This is a genomic window from Amycolatopsis sp. w19 (assembly GCF_051373225.1).
Lineage (GTDB): Bacteria > Actinomycetota > Actinomycetes > Mycobacteriales > Pseudonocardiaceae > Amycolatopsis > Amycolatopsis japonica.
This window is the reverse complement of record NZ_JBPQFM010000010.1, coordinates 178524-196022: the sequence shown is the minus strand read 5'-3', so window position 1 is coordinate 196022 and position 17499 is coordinate 178524. Positions and strand designations below refer to the sequence as shown.

Sequence of the window (17499 nt, the reverse complement as noted above, 5' to 3'; positions counted from 1 at the left end):
TGCGCCGCCTGTGCGGGTGGAACCGATTGCAGGCGAACGACTACCGTGTGCGGTGTGAACATCGTCGAGACCTACACCGGGCACGTCGACCCCGGCGGCGACGCCGCCCGTCGCACCCTGGACGCGCTCACCATCACGAAGCTGTCGGTCGGCCCGATGGACAACAACGCGTACCTGCTGGTCTGCCGCACCGAGAACGAGGCGCTGCTGATCGACGCCGCGAACGACCCGGAACGGATCTCCGACCTCATCGGCCACGGCCCCGACCGGCCCGCGCTGAGGACCGTCGTGACCACCCACCAGCACCAGGACCACTGGCAGGCCCTCGGCGCCGTCGCCGGCGCGAACGGCTCGAACACCGCCGCCCACCCGCTGGACGCCGGACCGCTGCCGATCCCGCCGGACTTCCTCGTCGAACACGGCGACACGATCAAGGTCGGGCAGATCACCCTCGAGGTGATCCACCTGCGCGGCCACACCCCCGGCTCCATCGCGCTGCTGTACCGCGACCCGAACGGACACCCGCACCTGTTCACCGGCGACTCACTGTTCCCCGGCGGTGTCGGGAAGACGGGTTCGCCTTCGGATTTCACGTCGCTGCTGGACGATGTCGAGACGCGGATCTTCGGCGAACTGCCGGATGAGACCTGGTTCTATCCGGGGCACGGGGACGACTCGACGCTGGGTGAGCAGCGGGGGCAGCTGGCGGAGTGGCGCGAACGCGGCTGGTGACCTGAAGCACCTACGAACATGGGGCAGCCTCGACCAAGAGGCTGCCCCATGTTCGTAGGTCAGCCGCGTCGGCCCAGTGTCGGCAAGCCACCAGATCGCGTCGACACCGAGGTAGAACCGTGGATGTCTTGATCACCGCGATGGAGCACGTCGTTCTCGAGATCCAACAGTCGACGACGCTGTTCCGCCGTGAGCGCGGAACGTTCTGCTGCGTCGAGATCGCTCCAAGCGGCCCTGCCTTGCCGGAACAAGTCACGTAGTTCCCGGAACGAGCGAAGAGGCACTGCGGACGACGTCTTGCGTCGTGAACTCGCGGGCTTGGCCGATTTCCGACGAGGGCGACGTTCTGTCGAACAGGCACAGCCGAGGCCGACCGTCAGACCACATCGCACACATTCCATCTGCTCACCCCTCGTCCGCAACACCCGAACTCGTGAGTCAGTCGAGCCGCCCCGCCTCGTTGTTACGGGCCACGACCCGGCGCAGGGTCATGGATCCAGCAGACCTCCCCGGTCGCCGGTATCTCTCCCAACGTCTTGATCTCGCAGGCCAGGCGCCCGAGAATCTCGCTCTTCGACCCCGACCAGGCCACGAAGCAGGGTTCCTCGTCGACCAGGTCACCGGGAACCGCGCCTCGGTCGATCAGATTGCCGACCACGGACAGCAGCGCGGTGGTCATCTCGGTGAAGGACGCGCCCCGGCCCGCCTTCATCTCCGCCACGACGACCACGACCGAGAGGCCGACGCACCCTTCCCGGGCGTACTTGAGCAGAGGCTGTAGATCCTCGTCATCGGACACGTTCGACTCCCTGAACCGTAGGCGCTCCAGGGAAAAGCCACCGCCACTCTAGTGGGAGTGGATCTCCGAGCCGAGCGCCCCCTTCCTCAACTGTCACCCACAGTGCCGATAAGTTACGCCGCGTACTCAAAGCACCAAGGAGGTTTCGATGACGATCCACGGCGACGACGGCAAGGGCAGCGGCGGCGGCAACACCGGCAATTAGCCACCAGCGGCCGGAGCGGGCCACGTCGATTCGCGGCCCGCTTCGATCAGGATTGAGGCCAGCGGAAAGCGATGCCGTATTCCTCCCGTGGGTGACCAGGTCCCAGAAACGTGTGTTCGACGACGCCTCGCCGAATCTCGAGCAGACGCCGATCACCGGCAGGAGGCCGGACCAGACGCTCGTAGTCGGTCTGCTCCGCATACCACCAACAGGCCTCCGGAACACAGTCGTCGAACGTGATGCTGATGCTCAGACCACCTGTCACCTTGCCCTCTCCATCGACGACGCCCGGCGCGATCCCATGATGGTCGACGTCGACATTGATCCAATACCGCTCTTCGTCCGGGTCCTCTTCACAAGCGAGCGAGATGAACTCGTGCCGCTCCCCTTTGCGCAGTGGTCTCGGAAAACGAAGGTCCACGATCGTCGGATCGCCCGGCTGGACACCCGGTGAAGTCTCGACATGGCAACCGAAGATCGCTTTGACGGGAATGGGCGCCAGATCGTCGGTCCACCCTGTCAGAGCCCGCGCCATATAGCCCCCAACTCCATCCTCGCGAGCGACGATGTTTCTCACCGTCAGCCGGCGATGGGCCGTCCGCCGTCGCATTTCCACGGCCACCAGCAGGCGTTCCAGGAACACAGGTTGCGCCCCACCCGAGGGCGTCCGGCTACCGGCTGATCGGGGTTCCGACGAGGCGGCCCGGGCTATCTCCACATAAGGCCGCCAGGCTTCGCCATCGACCGCGAGTATCGCGAGATTCGTTGCCAGACAAGGAGCGAGCTTGTCGCTCACCGCCCGCCGCCAGGCCTTGTGCATCGGCGTCGTCGTGGTCGGCGGCGGATCCCCGAAGACACCGCGCAGGTCCCTCAATTGACCGAAGCGGTCATCCAGGGTCGACTTCCACTCACGCTCCCCGATCCGGAACGCGGCACTCAAAGTGTTGCGGCGCCGGGACTCGGCGGTCGATCCGATCCTCGCGACCTCGTCGAGGATCAATCCCCAGACCGCGAGTGCCCGCATTTCCGGGGCAGCCGTGGTCATCGACGCCGTCGGCCGGACGAGACAACCGAGGACGGCGGCCGACTCACTCGCCGGGTCCTCGATCGCGTAACGCAGGAACCTGAGCGGTCGGCCGTCCTTACGGACCGCGAGCCAGCGCAGCGCGGCCTCGACCACGGCGACCGGACGCGTGCCGTCAAGACACTCCCCCTCCAGCTGGATTGTCACTACGCCCTCCATGAATCACGGCGATGATCGACAATTCGCGACGCGGCAGGACAACGGCCGGCGATCAGAGAGCCCACCCTCGACGACAAGAAACTCCTCCTGACCGTGAAAGATCAGAACCGGCGAAGGTTTCACCGGTCGTCGCGCCCTACGGTGTACTAGTACACCACACGCGGAGGGTTCGACAAATGGCCAAGAATGCCTCGGGCAACGAGCACGAAGGAATCGTGAAGCTGATCAAAGCTTCACTTGCCGGCGTGGGCGGTCTCTATCTGGTCACCGGATCCTTTGTCGTGACGACTCTCGGCACGACAACCGTGGTCGCCGTGCTCTACCTCAGCGGTTTCCGTCGCCGGCCGTAACGTTCGACCTCCCCGGCCCGAACCACTCCGCGATGCCGTACTACGGATACGACCCCGGCACAGCGGTCGCCATCGGCGGCCGTCTGCTCGCGCCCGGGATTCCCCGGCACACCGGATACGGCGAGGTCATCGAGCCGGGCTGGCGTCCCCCGCCGGTCCGCGTGGTCCGTCCGGGTGACAGGGCCTCGCACCCGATCCGCCGGGCGGTCTGGTCGTTTTGGAGTACTCCGTACCGGCGACGACATGGGAGACATTGGCCCAGCGACTTCTTCCACGCGCTGTCGTGGATCCTGTCGTTCCGCCTCGCGGCCCGCCTCTTCCCCACGACCGCGTTGGTGACCGACGACTGGGGATACGAACTGCTCGTCGCCCGGTTGCGGCTGCCCTTCGACGACGTTTCCCTGTCGTTGAACGGACTCGCCGGGCAGGACCCGTCCTGGTGGGCGCTCGGGAAGCTGCACGCGTACCGGGAGCAGCGCGAACCGTTCCTGCACCTCGACAACGACGTGTTCCTCTGGCCGGGTTTCCCCGCGGACGGGCTCGACGGGGAGATCGTCGCGCAGAATCCCGAGCACGCACCGGCTTCCGATGCCGGCTACTACCGGCCGACGGCCGTCGCCGCGGCGATCCGGAGCACGGGCGGCTTCCTGCCGGAGGAATTCCGCGACTACACCGGGGAAGCCGCGCTGTGCACCGGAATCGTCGGCGGCACGGCGGTTCCTCTCCTCCGCCACTACGCCGACCTCGCCGTCCGCATGGTGGAGTCGGCCGAGAATCAGGCGGCCTGGCAACGGCTCGCGCCACTCGAGGACTACAACCTCGTTGTGGAGCAGTACCTTCTCGGCGCGCTTTGCTGGGGCGGACGCACCACCGACGTGCAGTGTGTCTTCGGTTCTCAGGAGGACGGCTACCGGGAGGACGACCGGAGATTCACGCATCTCATCGCCTCCGCGAAAAGCGATCTCCGTTATCTCAATCTCCTTGCGGAGCGAGTGAAAAACCATTTCCCCGCCGACTTCGAGATCGCTCGACGACTATACGGCGATCAGTAACGATAAGGCCAAGAACGCCAACCGCCCCGGCGATCCAGGCGTCTTTCCGGAATCAGCTCTCCGGCAGGAGGTCATCACCATGACCATCAACCTCCGGCGCGCGCTCGGAGCGCTCGCCGCCACCTCCCTCATGCTGACCGGCACCATCGCCGCGGCCGCGCCCGCTTCCGTCGCGGCACAGGCGATCCCCACGATGACGGGGATCCGCACCGGCCAGAACACCGGGTTCGACCGGGTCGTGCTCGACCTGACCGCAGGCCCGGCACCCGCCGTCCGGTACGACCTCGTCGACGAGTTGATCGCCGACGGCTCGGGCGAGATCGTCTGGCTGACCGGGGAATTCTTCATCGCGGTCACCGCGACCCCGGCCGCCGCGCACGACGACGCCGGGAATCCCACCTATCCCGGCCCGCAGAAGTTCCGGACCCGGAATCTGCGCAACGTCATGGCGGTCGCGGTCACCGGCGACTACGAAGGCACCTTGTCCATCGGTCTCGGCGTCCGGTCGAGGACCGCGGTCACCGTGTTCACGCTGACCTCTCCGAACCGCGTCGTCATCGACGTCCGGCATTGATCACGAGCGGGAATCCGTGAAGGCTTTTCGCCTGCCGCCGCATTTTTGGTGAGCAAAATCCTTTTCGGATTCCCGCGGTGAAAATCCCGATCTGCCCCAACGGGCGATTTTTCGGCAAACCAGGTATCTGCCGCCGGGGATCGCGTTCCTTCCTTCCGTCAGCATCACCGCCGCTGCGAAGGAGAACCTCATGCCGACCCCACGCAATCCCGACACCCCGTCCTTGGGCCCGGGTGGCGACAACCTCGAAGCGGGCCCTGGCAGTTCGGGCCTGGGAAGCTTCTCGAACAGCGAAATCGGCGAACTGGTCACCCAGGCCGCCGAAACCATGGCCGCGTCCGGCGAGGACGCCGAGCGCAATTACCAGCGAAGCCTCGACCGGCTTCGCGAGCGTGCGGACGACGTCGTCCCGGCGCTCGGCGCGCAGTACGACGCGCTGTCCGAGGAGCAGTACCTCGAGCGTTGGGGCCTGGTCCAGTTGCTCACCGATCTCCGGCACGCCGCCGCCGTCCCGGCGCTCGAAAACGTGCTGCGCCAGCCGATCCCGCCGGAGCGTTCCGACGACCCCGCACACGGGATCAGCACGGTCGGCGAAGAGGTGATCATCCGCACCACCGCCGTGGAAGCGTTGGCGCGCTTGGCATCCGCCGGAGACAGCGCGGCGAAGGAACTGCTGCTGCGGCAGGTCCGGCACGAGGTGTTCACGGTGCGGCGCGCGGCGGTCCAGGCCATCGCCGAGACCGGGGACACCGAACTCACCGCGCGGGTGCGCGAGGAGCTCAGCGGCACCGAGGACGAGCGGCTGCTGAACATCCGGCGGGTCGACGTCCGCGGTGTCCCGCAGGCCGTCGGCGGCCGGTACGTGAAGGACTCGCGGACCAACGACGTGCCACCGCCCGAGCCTCCGCGCTCCTGAACCAGAACGAATTCCTTCTACAGACAGGTGATCTCCGATGGCCACTTGCAGCTACACCGTGCCGGACAAGAACGTGACCGGGGACAATTTCTACGGCGCCTCGATCTGCAATCAGACCTACATCGACTATTTCTGGAACACCTACGGTTTCGCGGGCAACAAGGACTACTGGGACGACGGCTTCGGCTGGGAAGACGCGTGCAACACCGACAAGCCGCTGGCCCGGACGTTCAACGCGTGCTACCTCCTGACCTATTCGGCACAGGACTACCAGAACGACGCCTATTCCGGCGCGATGCTGAACTGGGCGCGCCGCTACGTCCGCGACAACTGCGACGACCTCCGCTCGCTTTGCGGCGACGGCAGCGCCATCGCACGCTCGTTCAAAGGGGCGTTCGTCGACGACCGGATCGAGTTGTACCTGGGTTTCTGGTATTCCAAGGACGTTCCCGGCCGCGCCGAGACGCTGATCCACGAATCGCGCCATCAGGGCGGGAAGCCGCACAACGCGAACTTCCCGGCGGGTTCGGTGTTCGGCGCCGGCAAGAGCGGCGCCGACTCCACCTGGGGTTACGAGGGCGCCTGGATGTACGGCGCGCTCTACCTGTGGTGGTTCTACGCCCAGGGCGCCCGCACGACGTCGGCGTTGCGTGAACGGGCCCGCCAGCGCGGGAACCTCGTGATCGACAACGCCTTCGCGACCCATCCGGGTTTCAACATCTGAATCAAGACCGGGCAAGGCCCTCTCGTAACTGCAGACGAGAGGGCCTTGCCCACGAAATACCTCGGATGACTTCACCAGTGTCCCGCTCATCGGGGCTTGACCACCGCGTTTTCTGGCGCAATCATCGGATCTCTCGGTAACCATGCCCTGGATGAGAGCGGATGGTCATGAGAGTTCACCGCACTGCCTGGCTCGCTTTGGTCCTCACCCTGCTGGCGAGCCTGCTCACCACGACCGCGGCGAGCGCGGAAGTGCATCATCCCCGCCAGAAGTGGCTGCGCGAGGCCACCGCCGGACTCTTCCTCCACTGGGGCATGTTCACCGCGCCACGCCAGACCGACTGCGCCGCTTGGGAACGCGCGGTCACCGACGGCGGCTGGAGCGCCGACTACTGGGTGGACGAAGCCCGCAAGCTCGGCGCCTCCTACATCGTGCTGGCCACCTTCCACAGCAGGCTGGGCTACGCGCGGCCATGGCCGTCGGCGATCCCGGGCAGCTGCTCCACCCGTCGCGACCTCCTCGGCGAACTCGTCAAGGCAGGCAACGCGAAGGGCGTCCGGACGATCCTCTACATGACCGACGATCCGCAGTGGCACAAGGAGACCGGTGTCGAGTCATTGGATTCCGCCGCGTACTCCGCCTACAAGGGCAAGCAGGTCGACCTCACCACCCGCCCGGGCTTCGGCGAGTACAGCTACGACCTCTTCCACGAGGTCATGGACCGCTACGCCGATCTCGCCGGGTTCTGGATCGACAACGACAACGAGTACTGGGAAAAGAACAAGCTCTACGAACAGATCCGCGAGAAGCGCCCGTCCTGGTTGCTGAGCAACAACAACGAGGACACCCCGATCATGGACACGGTCAGCAACGAACAGAAGACGGGCATCACGCCGCCGTACGACTATCCGCAGGCCGCGTTCACCCCGATGCCCAGGCTCACCGAAGCCGACTACAAACTGCCGACCAACGGTGGCTGGTGGTACGACGGCACCGATCAGGCCGTCGACTTCCGGCTGTCCACCGGGCGCTACATCACCAACGCGGGTTCGTCGATGAAGTCGCTGATGGCCGAAACCCCGATGGTGAACGGGAAGTTCCCGCCTCAGCAAGAGGCGTACAACAACTTCATGGCGAGCTGGGTGCCGCCGATCAAGTCCTCCCTGCAGGGCAAAGAGGGCGGCGGCTACATGTACGGAGGGATGCAACCCGGGTTCTGGAACGACGGCGCGCACGGCGTCATCACCGTCGAGCCCGGTGCCGGAACGCAGTACCTCCACGTCGTCACCCGGCCTCGTACCGACCTGCTCCGCTTGCGCGACAACGGCTACAAAGTGACCAGGGTGTCCGACGTGCGCACCGGGAAGCAGCTGCGGTTCAGCCAATCCGGCGGTCATCTGACCATTGTGGACATCAAGGACTGGGACACCTACGACACGGTGTTCAAGGTGGAGACGACCGGGCAGCGGTACTTCCACGACTCCCGCACGATCAAGGCGACCGCGTCGTCCGCGCGCGCCGGGCATCCGGCGTCGAACCTCGTCGACGGGAGCTTCGAGAACTACTGGGACGCCGACGGCAAGCAGCCGGTCTCGGTGACCTTGGACCTCGGCAGGCGGCGGACCGCGGCCTACCTCGCGGTGAATCAGCGCGAGATGTCGCCGACCCACGCGCGCGAATCGTTCGGCAGGCCGGAGGACTCGGCCCGGATCCAGGACTATCGCCTCTACGTCAGCGACGACGGACGGAACTGGGGTGAGCCGGTCCGCACCGGCGCGATGCCGAGCGCCCGCGGCGTGCAGTTCATCGACTTCGGCGAACGGCAGACCCGGTTCATCAAACTCGAGGTGCTGAACACCTGGTCGGGACCGCAGGCGAAACCGTTCTACCGGCAGCTGGCCATCGACGAGATCAAGGTGGCGTACGGCTACCCGAGTTCGGGATCGGGCGCGCAGGTTCCGCTCGAGGCCGAGGCCTTCCGCAACGACCACGACGGCCGTGCCCACCTGGGCCACTGCTCGTCCTGCTCCGGATCGTTCCAGGTCACCGGCCTCGGTGGCGGCCCGCGCAGCTCGGTCACCTATCCGGACGTGATGGCCGCTGAAGCCGGAAGTCACCGGCTTCAGCTCGACACCACGGGCGGGCCCGCGACGTCCGTGGCGGTGAGCGTCAACGGCGGTGCCCCCGTCGAGACCGCGATCGGCGGCGGAACGCCGGGAGTCGTGGCGTCGACGGCGATCCCCGTCGCACTGAACGCCGGCGCCAACACGGTCAAGGTGTTCAGCAACGCACGGTCGGGGCCTGGCCTCGACCGGATCGCGATCGCTCCCCTGCCGCCGTCGTCGTACACGCCGAAGACGACTCTGACCGTCGAACCCGGTGGCATCCAATGGCTCTCGCCAGGGCAGCAATCCTTGCGGGTGACCGCGAAGCTGCGGCTCGACGCCGACGACGCGATCGGGAAGGTCTCCCTGGCACCGGTCGTCCCGGCGGGCTGGACCTTACGGGGCGCTCCGGCGACGGCGGAGTCCATGCGCGTCGGAGACGAGCTGGAAGCCTCCTGGACGCTCGTCTCCCCCGAAGGTGTCACCGAGGCCGACATCCCGGTCACCGCGTCGTTCGACCTGCTCGGACGGGCGAAATCGGTGAGCAAACCGGTCCGGGTGAGCCCACGTCCGGCGGATCGGGTCTTCATGCGCGAGGCCGAAGACTCGGCGAACGACGTCGGCGACGCGGGCGTCACGAACTGCGGCGTGTGCTCGGGTGGCCAGAAGGTGCGCAACATCGGCGGCGACCCGGGCTCGTCCGTGCGCTTCGACGGCGTCACCGTGCCCGAGACCAGGCGCTACACCCTCTACCTCGACTTCACCGTCAACGGGCCGCGCTCGTACTTCGTCACGGTCAACGGCGGCGCGCCGATCGAGGTCAAGGTCGACGGCGCCGGCAACAACACCCAGCTCACGACGTCCTTGCCGGTCGATCTGAAGACGGGGGCGAACACGATCGAGCTGGGCAACGACCACGCGTCCGCCCCGGATCTCGATCGGCTGTCACTGGGGTGAGGTACCGGCTTGACCCTCTCCCCGGGAGAGGGTTCAGGCTGGTCCCATGACGACCTTGATGCCGATCGGCGTGTTCGCGCACGCCACCAGGCTGTCGGTCCGCGCGCTGCGGAACTACGACCGGATCGGGCTGCTGGTGCCCGCCGTCATCGATCCCGCCACCGGATACCGCCGGTATTCGCTCGACCAGTTCGCCCGCGCGGGTCTGATCCGGCGGCTTCGGGAGCTGGAGGTGCCGCTGGCGGAGATCGCCGAGATCCTGGACGCGGGCGACCCGCACGAGGTGCGGGCCGCGATCAAACGGCATCACGACCGGGTGGCGGCGCGGGCGGCGGAGCTCGCGGCTATCAGCGACGAACTCGACTCCGTGCTCGCCGGACCGACGCGGTGGCTGCACGTCTACGAACGCGTGCGCGCACCGCAGCAGATCGCCCGTCTGTCGATCCGGACTCCGCTGAACGGCCTGGCGGAGCTGATCGGCCCCGCGTACACACGGCTGTTCGCGGCGCTCGACGCTCAGGGGGTCAGGCCGGCCGGGCCGCCCGGAACCCGTTACCTCGCCGCCGATCCCGACGAGTTGACGATCGAACTGTTCGTACCCGTGGACGGGCCGGTGCGGGACGACCGCGACATCGGCGCCGCCGAGCTTCCCGGTGGCCTGCTCGTGGCGACGATTCACGAGGGTGGCTACGAAGACGTCGAGACCGCGTACCGATCACTCGGCCGCTGGCTCGCCGAACGCGATCGCGTCCCCGCGGGGCCCGCCGAGGAGTTGTACCTGGTGGCACCCGGACCGTCGGTCGCACCCGAGGCGTACCGCACCGAGATCGCCTGGCCGGTGGCCTCGTGATCCTCGACGGAATCAAGACCACGGGCGGGGAGCACTGCGAGACCAGCACACTCGACGTCCTCCTGCGGCACGCCGGGGTCGAGCTTTCCGAGCCGATGCTGTTCGGACTCGGCGAAGGCCTGGGCTTCATTTACTGGGACGGAAAGAATCTGCCGTTCCCTTTCCTCGGCGGGCGTGCCAAACCCGTCGAGATCACGCGGAAGCTGACCGACCGGCTCGGGTTGGCCTTGCGGGTCAAGGAAACGTCGTCGATGCGCACGGCTTGGCGGAACGTGGCCGAGCAGATCGACGGCGGGGTGCCTGTCGGCCTGCAGCTCGACTCGTACCACTTGGAGTACTTCACCTCGAAGGTCCACTTTGGAGGGCACTTCGTCGCCTTGTACGGCTATGACGACGAGCGAGCCTTCGTCGTCGACACGGCCCAACAGGGTGGATCGGGCTCGACATCTTTGGAGAGCCTGGAACGCGCTCGCGCGGAGAAGGGCCCGATGACCGCGAAGAACCGTTCGTTCACCATCGCCGCGGAGGCGCCTGTCAGGCCGCTTCCGGATGCCATCCGGGCCGCGGTGCGGGCGAACGCGGCGGAATTCCTCAACCCGCCCATCGCGAACCTCGGGTATCGCGGCATCGGCAAGGCCGCCGTCCAGGTGCGGAACTGGCTGGACCGCAGCGACGATCCGGCCCGCGACCTGCCGCAGGCCGCGATCCTGATGGAACGGGCGGGCACCGGCGGCGCGCTCTTCCGGCGGATCTACCGCGACTTCCTCGAAGAGTGCACGACCCTCGTCGACGACGCCGGTCTCCTCAGCGCGTATGAGAAGTACCGCGAGATCGTTCCACTGTGGACCGAAGTCGCGCGCTTGTTCACACAGGCAGGGGAAACCGGCGACGTCCGACCGCTGAACGACGCGTCCGCCGTCCTGTCCGAGCTGGCTCAGCACGAACAGGAGGCGATGACGGCGCTCGCGACGGTTCAGTGTGAGCGTTCGTAGGGCAGCTTCTCCCCCGCTTCCACCGCGAACGGCAGATCGTTGCCCGCCGGCGGCAACGGGCAGGTGGCGAAATCGGTGAACGCGCACGGCAGATTCGTCGCGCGGGTGAAGTCGAGGACGACCGACCCGTCCTCGGCGGGCTCGGGTACCGCGAGCGACCGGTTCGCCGCGTAGGTGGTGACACCGCTCGTGGCGTCGGTGAACAGGATGAGCAGGCCGTCCTTCTTGCCGTTGAACGCGGTGAGCGTGTGCTCCGCGCCGTCGTGCTCGAAACGCACGATGCCCGGGGAGACGTAGACGTGACTGAGCCCTTCGACGACCGCTCCGACCGTCGTCGGCCGCGGTTCGCCGAAGGGCTCGAAGGTTCCGGAGAGCACCCAGGCCGCGTCGGGCTCGTACGCCGGGACACCGCGGAAAGCGTTGAGCACCGGCGCCTTCGGGTCGTGCGTCCGGATCAGATATCCGCCACGACGCGCGACCTCGATCTCGATGTCACCGGCAACGACCCGAGTGGTCGCACCGCTGTTGACCAGCTCGAAGCGACGGACACCGGTGATGCGTTCGCCGTCGTGCGAGAGGTCCGCGCCCTGCGGGTCGAGGTACGCCGCGTCGGCGTCCTGCCACCACAACCCGGGCAGCCCCTCGTACGCGCGCGGCTTGTCCTCCAGCCAATCGAGCGAGACCAGGGCGAGCCAGCCGAGCGGATCGGCGAGATCGCGCTCGCGCTGGGTCTTCCAGTCCTGCCAGTCCCGGGTGAACGTGTCTGTGCTCATCGCCGATCCCTTCCGTGACCTTGCTCGTTCCCCCTGGTCAACGGACTGTCGTCGGCGATATTTCCCGTCCCGGAATGTGGTCGCTCGTGACACCCTCCTCGGCGGAGACCAGCTCGGCGATCGGCGCGAAGAAGGCCTTGATCCCGGGCAGGTTCGCGCCCTTCTCCCTGGACGCCGCGAAGTCCTCGGAGGAACGCCACCACACGACGTCGAGCCAGGTCTCGTCGTCGACCCGGATCAGCTGGGCGTCGAGGAAGCCCTCCCTGTCGGCCCGGAAGTCGGCGATCATCGCGGGGCGGGCCTGGAGGAGTTCGTCCGCGCGGTCGGCGGGGACCTTGAAGCGGGTCAGTTCCACTGTGGTCGTGGTGCCTGTTGCCGTGGTGCCTGTCGTCATGATGTGAATGTTAGGCGACTGCTGTTCGCGCTCGTTCGACTACTCGCTTTGCTCGATGTCCGCATTTAGTCGACTAAATGCGAGGGTTGCCTCCACAGAGCGATTGGGGGTCGGCGGCCGTTTCACTCTTCGGTGTTGTCGGTGCGATTTTGCTTGTTGCCTAAAATTACGAACACGTGTTCGATTATCGGTGTATTATGAAGGAGTGTCCGAGACCTTCCTTCCCGAGTTGCCGCAGGAGCTGTGGCGCGCCGGCAAGCTGGAGCTTGCCCATGGCGTGCAGCAGTCGTTGCAGGTGATCCGGATCGCGACCGCCTGTCTGGGGCGGTTCCTGGCGGAGATCGAGTCTCGGGGCGCCAAAGACTTGTACGGGCATGGCAGCACGGCCAGCTGGCTCGCCGAGATCGCGGGGCTGTCACGGGGTGAGGCGGGCCCGATCGTGAAGCGCGCCATCGCCTTGAACCCCACCCGCGCGTTGGACGGCACGGAAGTTCCGCCTCTCGCTCCCGCGACTGCTGCGGTCGCCGCTCAGGGGCTGGTCGGGGACGAGCGGATCGATCAGATCCTGGAGATCCTGAAGAACCTTCCGGCCGAGATTTCGGCTGAGGAGCGGGCTGGTGCGGAGCAGATCCTGGCGAATCTTGCCCCGGCTGCCGGTCCCCGCCAGCTCGCCAAGGCTGAGGCGAACCTGCAAGGCTTGCTGAACCCCGACGGCAAGGAACCCAAAGACCCCGAACCCAAGGAACCACGCCGCGAGATCACCCTGGAACGGCGCAAAGACGGCTTCTGGAAACTCACCGGCCTTCTCGATGACGAGACCGGCGCCCGGACCGCCGCCGCGTTGGAGGCGCACGCGCAGCCGCGGTCGGTGGATGAGTTCGGGCAGGCGGATCTGCGGATGAAGTGCGAGCGCATGGGAGATGCCTGGGCCGAACTCCTCGACCTGGCCATCGCCTGCCCCGACCAACCGGGCACCAGCGGCTACCGCACCTTGGTGCATGTCACCGTCGGGCTTGAGGAACTGAAGTCCGGCCTCGGCACCGCGTGTCTCGACTTCGTGGGGACCATGACGGCACGGGAAGCCCGGCTCGCCGCCTGCGACTGCCTCATGCTGCCGGTCGTGATGAGCGCCTCGGGGGAACCACTGGACATGGGACGCCTGAGACGGTTCGTCACCCCAGGACAGCGACGCGCACTCAACATCCGAGACGGCGGTTGCGCATTCCCGGGCTGTCATCGGAAGCCGAAGAATTGCCACGCTCATCATATTGAGCATTGGGCAGACGGCGGGCCGACGGATCTTCGGAATCTCGTGTTGCTCTGTGGCTTCCACCACCGGCTGATTCACCACGGTGACTGGGAAGTACGCATGGCGGCCGACGGCCTACCGGAATTCATCCCACCCCAATACCGAGATCCGCTCCGAAAACCCCGGCGTAACACCCTGCACCACGTCTGAACCCGAGGAGCCCGCCAGCCACCCAGGCGACGGGCCCCTCGTCATGCCCGCAGCTCCCGTAGCCGCCTTCATAGTCGACGCGAGCGCCCTACGAGCCTGGCTCGCTCACTGGCTGCAGCGTTATCAAGATGTGCGCGACACAAGCCGTCTGAGCTGGAACTGTTCACCACCGGCGGGTTCGCGAAGATCTACTGCGCCATTCGGGCGTATTCACACGGAAGTCCTCGTTCCTGCCGCGACACCCAGAGCAAGATCGTCCGTTCCGGACTTGGGAGGGGACGGAACGCATGGTCAGAACGATAAACGGCAAACCGCGCCCGTTCGGTGACGACAAACCGAAAAAAGGTGCGGCCATCGCGGCGGCGGCCGTGGTCACCGGAGGCGCATTGGCCGTCGGCGGCGCAAGCATCGGCATCGGCGGAGGCGCCGCCACCTCCCTCGATTCCGCCGCGAGCCAAGCCCTCAAAGGCAAAAGCTCCAGCAAGAAGTCCGCACAAAAGGGTCGCCATTCCGAAGCATGGCAACGCCTGGGCTGGCGCGGGCTCAAAAAGCAAGCCAAACGGGAACTCAAATGCGGACCGCATTCCTTCGGCGAGGTCCAGCGTTTCTTCCTGCGCCACCCTTGCGTCGATCTCGACCGCATGCTGGTCACCGTCGACGACGGCGCCGGCAACACCATCGACGTCTCCGTCGCGTGGGTGAAGATGCCGAAGGCGGGCGAGGCGAGTGACCTGAAGCGGCTCATCGACAAGGACGGCACCGGCAACGTCCTCCTCTTCGGCGAAGCTCCGCCCGGTAGCCGATTCACCGGCGAGAACTACGACTCCCGACTGGCCAAGAAGCTCGTCGTGATCGCCGAAGCAGCCCCCGCCACCGGGCGGCCGAGCGAAACGACGCTGGAGACCGCGGTCGAAGTCGCCGTCGAGTTCCCCGCGCCCTGACCCGCCACCGGCGATCCACAATGGAGGCGCCCAGGACCGGCCACTGACCGAAGAGGACCCATGGACGAACAAACCGACCTGCCGTCCGGCATCGGCAAACCGGCGACGCGCGCCTTCACCGGCGCCGGCTACACCCGGCTGGAGCACTTCACCCGCGCCACCGAAGCCGAGCTCGCGAGCCTGCACGGCGTCGGTCCCAAAGCGCTCCGCATCATCCGCGAAGCCCTGGAAACACGAGGTCAGACGTTCAAACCCACCGACTAATTTTTTTGTCTTGACAACTTCACCCTTCGGACGGTTTGCTGAGCGCAGCACACCGACCGAAGGGATCCAGTCATGGCCAAGTTCGCGAACGTCGACGACTACCTCGCCGCTCTGCCCGAGAACCTGCGTGAAGTCGCCGTCGCGTTGCGGCCGATCGTCAACGCCGCGATGCCGGGCTCCATCGAGGCGATGTACCACGCCTCCCCCACCTGGAGCGTCGGCGAAGCGGTCGGCAAGAACCTCGTCTGCCTGATGAAGGCGTACTCGTCGTACGTCACTTTCGCGCTCTGGAAGGGGCAGCTCGTCGACGACGAGTCCGGCAGGCTGGAGCCGAGCGCGCGGGAGATGGCGCACGTCAAGCTGCGCTCGGTCGGCGACATCGACGCCGACCTGTTCACCGGGTGGCTCAAGCAGGCCCGAGACCTCGAAAGCATCGCGACGGCACGATGACACAATCGGCGGCGTGCCTGTGATCACCGACGATTCCCGTTGCCCCTGCGGTCTTGGCGAGCCCTACGGCGTTTGCTGCGGCCGCTTCCACCGGGGCGACGCGACCGCGCCGACCGCCGAACTCCTGATGCGGTCGCGGTTCAGCGCGTTCGCCGTCGGCGACACCGCGTACCTCACGAAGACGTGGCATCCGAAGACGCGGCCCGCCGATCTCGAACTCGACCCGGGGCAGCGCTGGACGTTCCTGGAGATCCTCGGCAAGACCGGCGGCGGACTGCTGGAGAACGAGGGCACCGTGGAGTTCCGGGCCCACTACCGCCAGGATCGCCGGGCGGACAGCATGCACGAGAACAGTCACTTCGTCCGTGTCGACGGGCAATGGCTCTACGAGGCGCCTGTCCGCTAAAGCTCCACTTCGCCCAACCTTCCCGTGATAAACAAGGTGGCGATGGGAAAACTGACCCGCCGGGCGAGGGCGAAGGCCGACCACTTCGCCTACTCGGCCGCACGCGAGTGGCCCGTCGCGGCGTCCGGGGTCGGCGTCGTCCTCGGGGTGGCGACGATCCTGCCCAGCGCCTTCGGCATCGCGCTTTCCGTGCTGGCCTTGGCTTTGGGCACCACCACGTTCGTGCGGGATCTCCGGCTGCTTCGGGCACGCTGGGCCGGGTACGAGTTCAGCGCGATCGCCGCCCCCTTCCCCATCGCCGAACTTCCGCCCCCGCCCGCCTACCCGGGAGCGGCCTACCTCTCCGTACCGGCGCGGGGAACGGCGCTGGTCAGCGATGTGATCGACGAAGCACTGACAGCGGGGAACTTCCGGATCGCCGTCGCCGAGGAGCCGTACCGACTGCCGCCCAAGCTCAAGGCGACGGCGCCGCACGTCCTTCCCTTGCGCGCGAAGGGTCGCCTGCTGTTCAACGGCGCCATCGTCGGCATGCGCGGCGAACCGCTTCCCGCCGCGGGCGCCACGCCCGCCCCGATCCGGCTGCATCGAGCGCGGTTCTTCGACGCCGTGTGCTCCAACGAACTGTCGACCCTGCGGATCACCAAGACCGACACCGGCGAGGAGTACGACCTCCGCCGCGAGGAACTGGCCGACTCGTCGGGCAGCCTCCGCACGCTGGCGAGCAGCGAACTGGCCGATCTGGTCGGTGTCTCGACCATCGCGTTCACCTCCGACGGCAAGCTGGTCGTGGTGCGCCAGTCCGGCCGGAACTCCGCGAGCGCGCTGCTGCTCGCGCCGTCGGGCAGCGGCTCGCTGGAACCCCAGGATCTCGACACCCCCGACGGTGGACGCCGCCGGATGCTGCACACCGCGGTGATCGCCGGGATGGAGCGGGAACTTCGCGAGGAGACCGGCCTCCTGCCCGGCGAGATCACCTCCACCAGGCTGACCGGGTTCGCGCGCTGGATGGAACGCGGCGCGAAACCGGAGTTCCTGGGGATCACCGAACTGTCCGTGGACAGCGCCACCCTGCTGACGCGTCGTACGCGCGGCGCCGAGAAGCTGTACAGCGCGGGCACGACCATGCTCGACGTCGACCTCGCCGCGCTCGGCGAGGATCTTTCCGGCGGCGCCGACCTGGCCGACGCGCCCTCGCTGCCGCCGAGGCTGCGTGACGACGCGTCCCTGCCGCTCCTGCTCTGCCTGCGCGCGGCCGTTCTCCGCCGGAGCTTCCACCGCTGACGAACCCGGTGCAAGGGTCTGTTCCCCGCGCG

Annotated in this window: 20 protein-coding genes; 16 read left to right on the top strand and 4 right to left on the bottom strand. The window is 67.0% G+C overall.

The window, feature by feature from the left end:
• Positions 1-54: 54 nt before the first annotated feature.
• Positions 55-732 (top strand): MBL fold metallo-hydrolase, encoded by a 678-nt coding sequence (locus ACSMFO_RS21430; RefSeq protein WP_038511414.1) that lies wholly within the window; start codon positions 55-57, stop codon positions 730-732.
• 119 nt (positions 733-851) lie between these two features.
• A complete protein-coding gene (locus ACSMFO_RS21425) occupies positions 852-992 on the top strand; it encodes a hypothetical protein (RefSeq protein WP_436460235.1) in 141 nt (46 codons plus the stop codon).
• A gap of 203 nt (positions 993-1195) precedes the next feature.
• Here ACSMFO_RS21425 and ACSMFO_RS21420 read toward each other — a convergent pair whose 3' ends face one another.
• Positions 1196-1531, bottom strand: a complete 336-nt coding sequence (locus tag ACSMFO_RS21420; protein WP_436460234.1) for a hypothetical protein — start codon at positions 1529-1531, stop codon at positions 1196-1198.
• A 251-nt stretch (positions 1532-1782) separates the two neighbouring features.
• Entirely contained in the window at positions 1783-2967 is a 1185-nt protein-coding gene (locus ACSMFO_RS21415) for a hypothetical protein (RefSeq protein ID WP_436460233.1), read from the bottom strand.
• A gap of 188 nt (positions 2968-3155) precedes the next feature.
• Here ACSMFO_RS21415 and ACSMFO_RS21410 point away from each other — a divergent pair, with 188 nt between their 5' ends.
• The 8 genes from ACSMFO_RS21410 (at position 3156) to ACSMFO_RS21375 (ending at position 11499) form a co-directional block, all read left to right on the top strand.
• On the top strand, positions 3156-3329 hold the full coding sequence (locus ACSMFO_RS21410) for a hypothetical protein (protein ID WP_350580768.1): 174 nt from the start codon (positions 3156-3158) through the stop codon (positions 3327-3329).
• Between the two features lie 32 nt (positions 3330-3361).
• The gene (locus tag ACSMFO_RS21405) at positions 3362-4381 is read left to right on the top strand and encodes a DUF6734 family protein (RefSeq protein ID WP_436460232.1); all 1020 of its coding nucleotides are present in this window, start codon (positions 3362-3364) and stop codon (positions 4379-4381) included.
• Between the two features lie 79 nt (positions 4382-4460).
• Complete coding sequence (locus tag ACSMFO_RS21400) at positions 4461-4955, top strand: AMIN-like domain-containing (lipo)protein (protein ID WP_436460231.1); 495 nt, start codon at positions 4461-4463, stop codon at positions 4953-4955.
• Positions 4956-5145: 190 nt separating this feature from the next.
• Positions 5146-5871 (top strand): HEAT repeat domain-containing protein, encoded by a 726-nt coding sequence (locus ACSMFO_RS21395; protein WP_436460230.1) that lies wholly within the window; start codon positions 5146-5148, stop codon positions 5869-5871.
• Positions 5872-5908: 37 nt separating this feature from the next.
• Positions 5909-6595, top strand: coding sequence for a hypothetical protein (locus ACSMFO_RS21390; RefSeq protein ID WP_007028085.1), 687 nt, complete (start codon positions 5909-5911; stop codon positions 6593-6595).
• Positions 6596-6756: 161 nt separating this feature from the next.
• Positions 6757-9657, top strand: a complete 2901-nt coding sequence (locus ACSMFO_RS21385) for an alpha-L-fucosidase (protein WP_436460229.1) — start codon at positions 6757-6759, stop codon at positions 9655-9657.
• A 46-nt stretch (positions 9658-9703) separates the two neighbouring features.
• On the top strand, positions 9704-10507 hold the full coding sequence (locus ACSMFO_RS21380) for a MerR family transcriptional regulator (RefSeq protein ID WP_378412579.1): 804 nt from the start codon (positions 9704-9706) through the stop codon (positions 10505-10507).
• Entirely contained in the window at positions 10504-11499 is a 996-nt protein-coding gene (locus tag ACSMFO_RS21375) for a BtrH N-terminal domain-containing protein (RefSeq protein ID WP_436460228.1), read from the top strand. Before ACSMFO_RS21380 ends, ACSMFO_RS21375 begins: the two co-directional genes overlap by 4 nt.
• On the opposite strand, the gene ACSMFO_RS21370 is transcribed toward ACSMFO_RS21375, so the two are convergent.
• Together ACSMFO_RS21370 and ACSMFO_RS21365 are read right to left on the bottom strand one after the other, a co-directional pair.
• Positions 11481-12272: a DUF1684 domain-containing protein gene (locus tag ACSMFO_RS21370; RefSeq protein WP_436460227.1), complete on the bottom strand. Its 792-nt coding sequence runs from the start codon at positions 12270-12272 to the stop codon at positions 11481-11483. The genes ACSMFO_RS21375 and ACSMFO_RS21370 overlap by 19 nt on opposite strands.
• Before the next feature lie 37 nt (positions 12273-12309).
• On the bottom strand, positions 12310-12666 hold the full coding sequence (locus ACSMFO_RS21365) for an antibiotic biosynthesis monooxygenase family protein (protein WP_436460226.1): 357 nt from the start codon (positions 12664-12666) through the stop codon (positions 12310-12312).
• Positions 12667-12871: 205 nt separating this feature from the next.
• Between ACSMFO_RS21365 and ACSMFO_RS21360 the strand changes: the two genes are divergently transcribed.
• From ACSMFO_RS21360 to ACSMFO_RS21335, 6 genes are all read left to right on the top strand, one after another.
• On the top strand, positions 12872-14125 hold the full coding sequence (locus tag ACSMFO_RS21360; protein WP_436460225.1) for a DUF222 domain-containing protein: 1254 nt from the start codon (positions 12872-12874) through the stop codon (positions 14123-14125).
• 368 nt (positions 14126-14493) lie between these two features.
• On the top strand, positions 14494-15066 hold the full coding sequence (locus tag ACSMFO_RS21355) for a hypothetical protein (RefSeq protein ID WP_436460224.1): 573 nt from the start codon (positions 14494-14496) through the stop codon (positions 15064-15066).
• 60 nt (positions 15067-15126) lie between these two features.
• Positions 15127-15330, top strand: a complete 204-nt coding sequence (locus tag ACSMFO_RS21350; RefSeq protein ID WP_038511380.1) for a DNA-binding protein — start codon at positions 15127-15129, stop codon at positions 15328-15330.
• Positions 15331-15402: 72 nt separating this feature from the next.
• Positions 15403-15780 (top strand): DUF1801 domain-containing protein, encoded by a 378-nt coding sequence (locus ACSMFO_RS21345; protein ID WP_436460223.1) that lies wholly within the window; start codon positions 15403-15405, stop codon positions 15778-15780.
• A gap of 19 nt (positions 15781-15799) precedes the next feature.
• On the top strand, positions 15800-16186 hold the full coding sequence (locus ACSMFO_RS21340; protein ID WP_436460273.1) for a YchJ family protein: 387 nt from the start codon (positions 15800-15802) through the stop codon (positions 16184-16186).
• A gap of 42 nt (positions 16187-16228) precedes the next feature.
• Positions 16229-17467 (top strand): hypothetical protein, encoded by a 1239-nt coding sequence (locus ACSMFO_RS21335; RefSeq protein ID WP_436460222.1) that lies wholly within the window; start codon positions 16229-16231, stop codon positions 17465-17467.
• The last annotated feature ends 32 nt before the right edge of the window (positions 17468-17499 follow it).

Coding starts and splice junctions, on each gene's coding strand:
- ACSMFO_RS21335 (WP_436460222.1), top strand. CDS start 16,229: ATGGGAAAACTGACCCGCCGGGCGAGGGCGAAGGCCGACCACTTCGCC.
- ACSMFO_RS21390 (WP_007028085.1), top strand. CDS start 5,909: ATGGCCACTTGCAGCTACACCGTGCCGGACAAGAACGTGACCGGGGAC.
- ACSMFO_RS21380 (WP_378412579.1), top strand. CDS start 9,704: ATGACGACCTTGATGCCGATCGGCGTGTTCGCGCACGCCACCAGGCTG.
- ACSMFO_RS21395 (WP_436460230.1), top strand. CDS start 5,146: ATGCCGACCCCACGCAATCCCGACACCCCGTCCTTGGGCCCGGGTGGC.
- ACSMFO_RS21410 (WP_350580768.1), top strand. CDS start 3,156: ATGGCCAAGAATGCCTCGGGCAACGAGCACGAAGGAATCGTGAAGCTG.
- ACSMFO_RS21400 (WP_436460231.1), top strand. CDS start 4,461: ATGACCATCAACCTCCGGCGCGCGCTCGGAGCGCTCGCCGCCACCTCC.
- ACSMFO_RS21405 (WP_436460232.1), top strand. CDS start 3,362: ATGCCGTACTACGGATACGACCCCGGCACAGCGGTCGCCATCGGCGGC.
- ACSMFO_RS21385 (WP_436460229.1), top strand. CDS start 6,757: ATGGTCATGAGAGTTCACCGCACTGCCTGGCTCGCTTTGGTCCTCACC.
- ACSMFO_RS21365 (WP_436460226.1), bottom strand. CDS start 12,666: ATGACGACAGGCACCACGGCAACAGGCACCACGACCACAGTGGAACTG.
- ACSMFO_RS21370 (WP_436460227.1), bottom strand. CDS start 12,272: ATGAGCACAGACACGTTCACCCGGGACTGGCAGGACTGGAAGACCCAG.
- ACSMFO_RS21345 (WP_436460223.1), top strand. CDS start 15,403: ATGGCCAAGTTCGCGAACGTCGACGACTACCTCGCCGCTCTGCCCGAG.
- ACSMFO_RS21350 (WP_038511380.1), top strand. CDS start 15,127: ATGGACGAACAAACCGACCTGCCGTCCGGCATCGGCAAACCGGCGACG.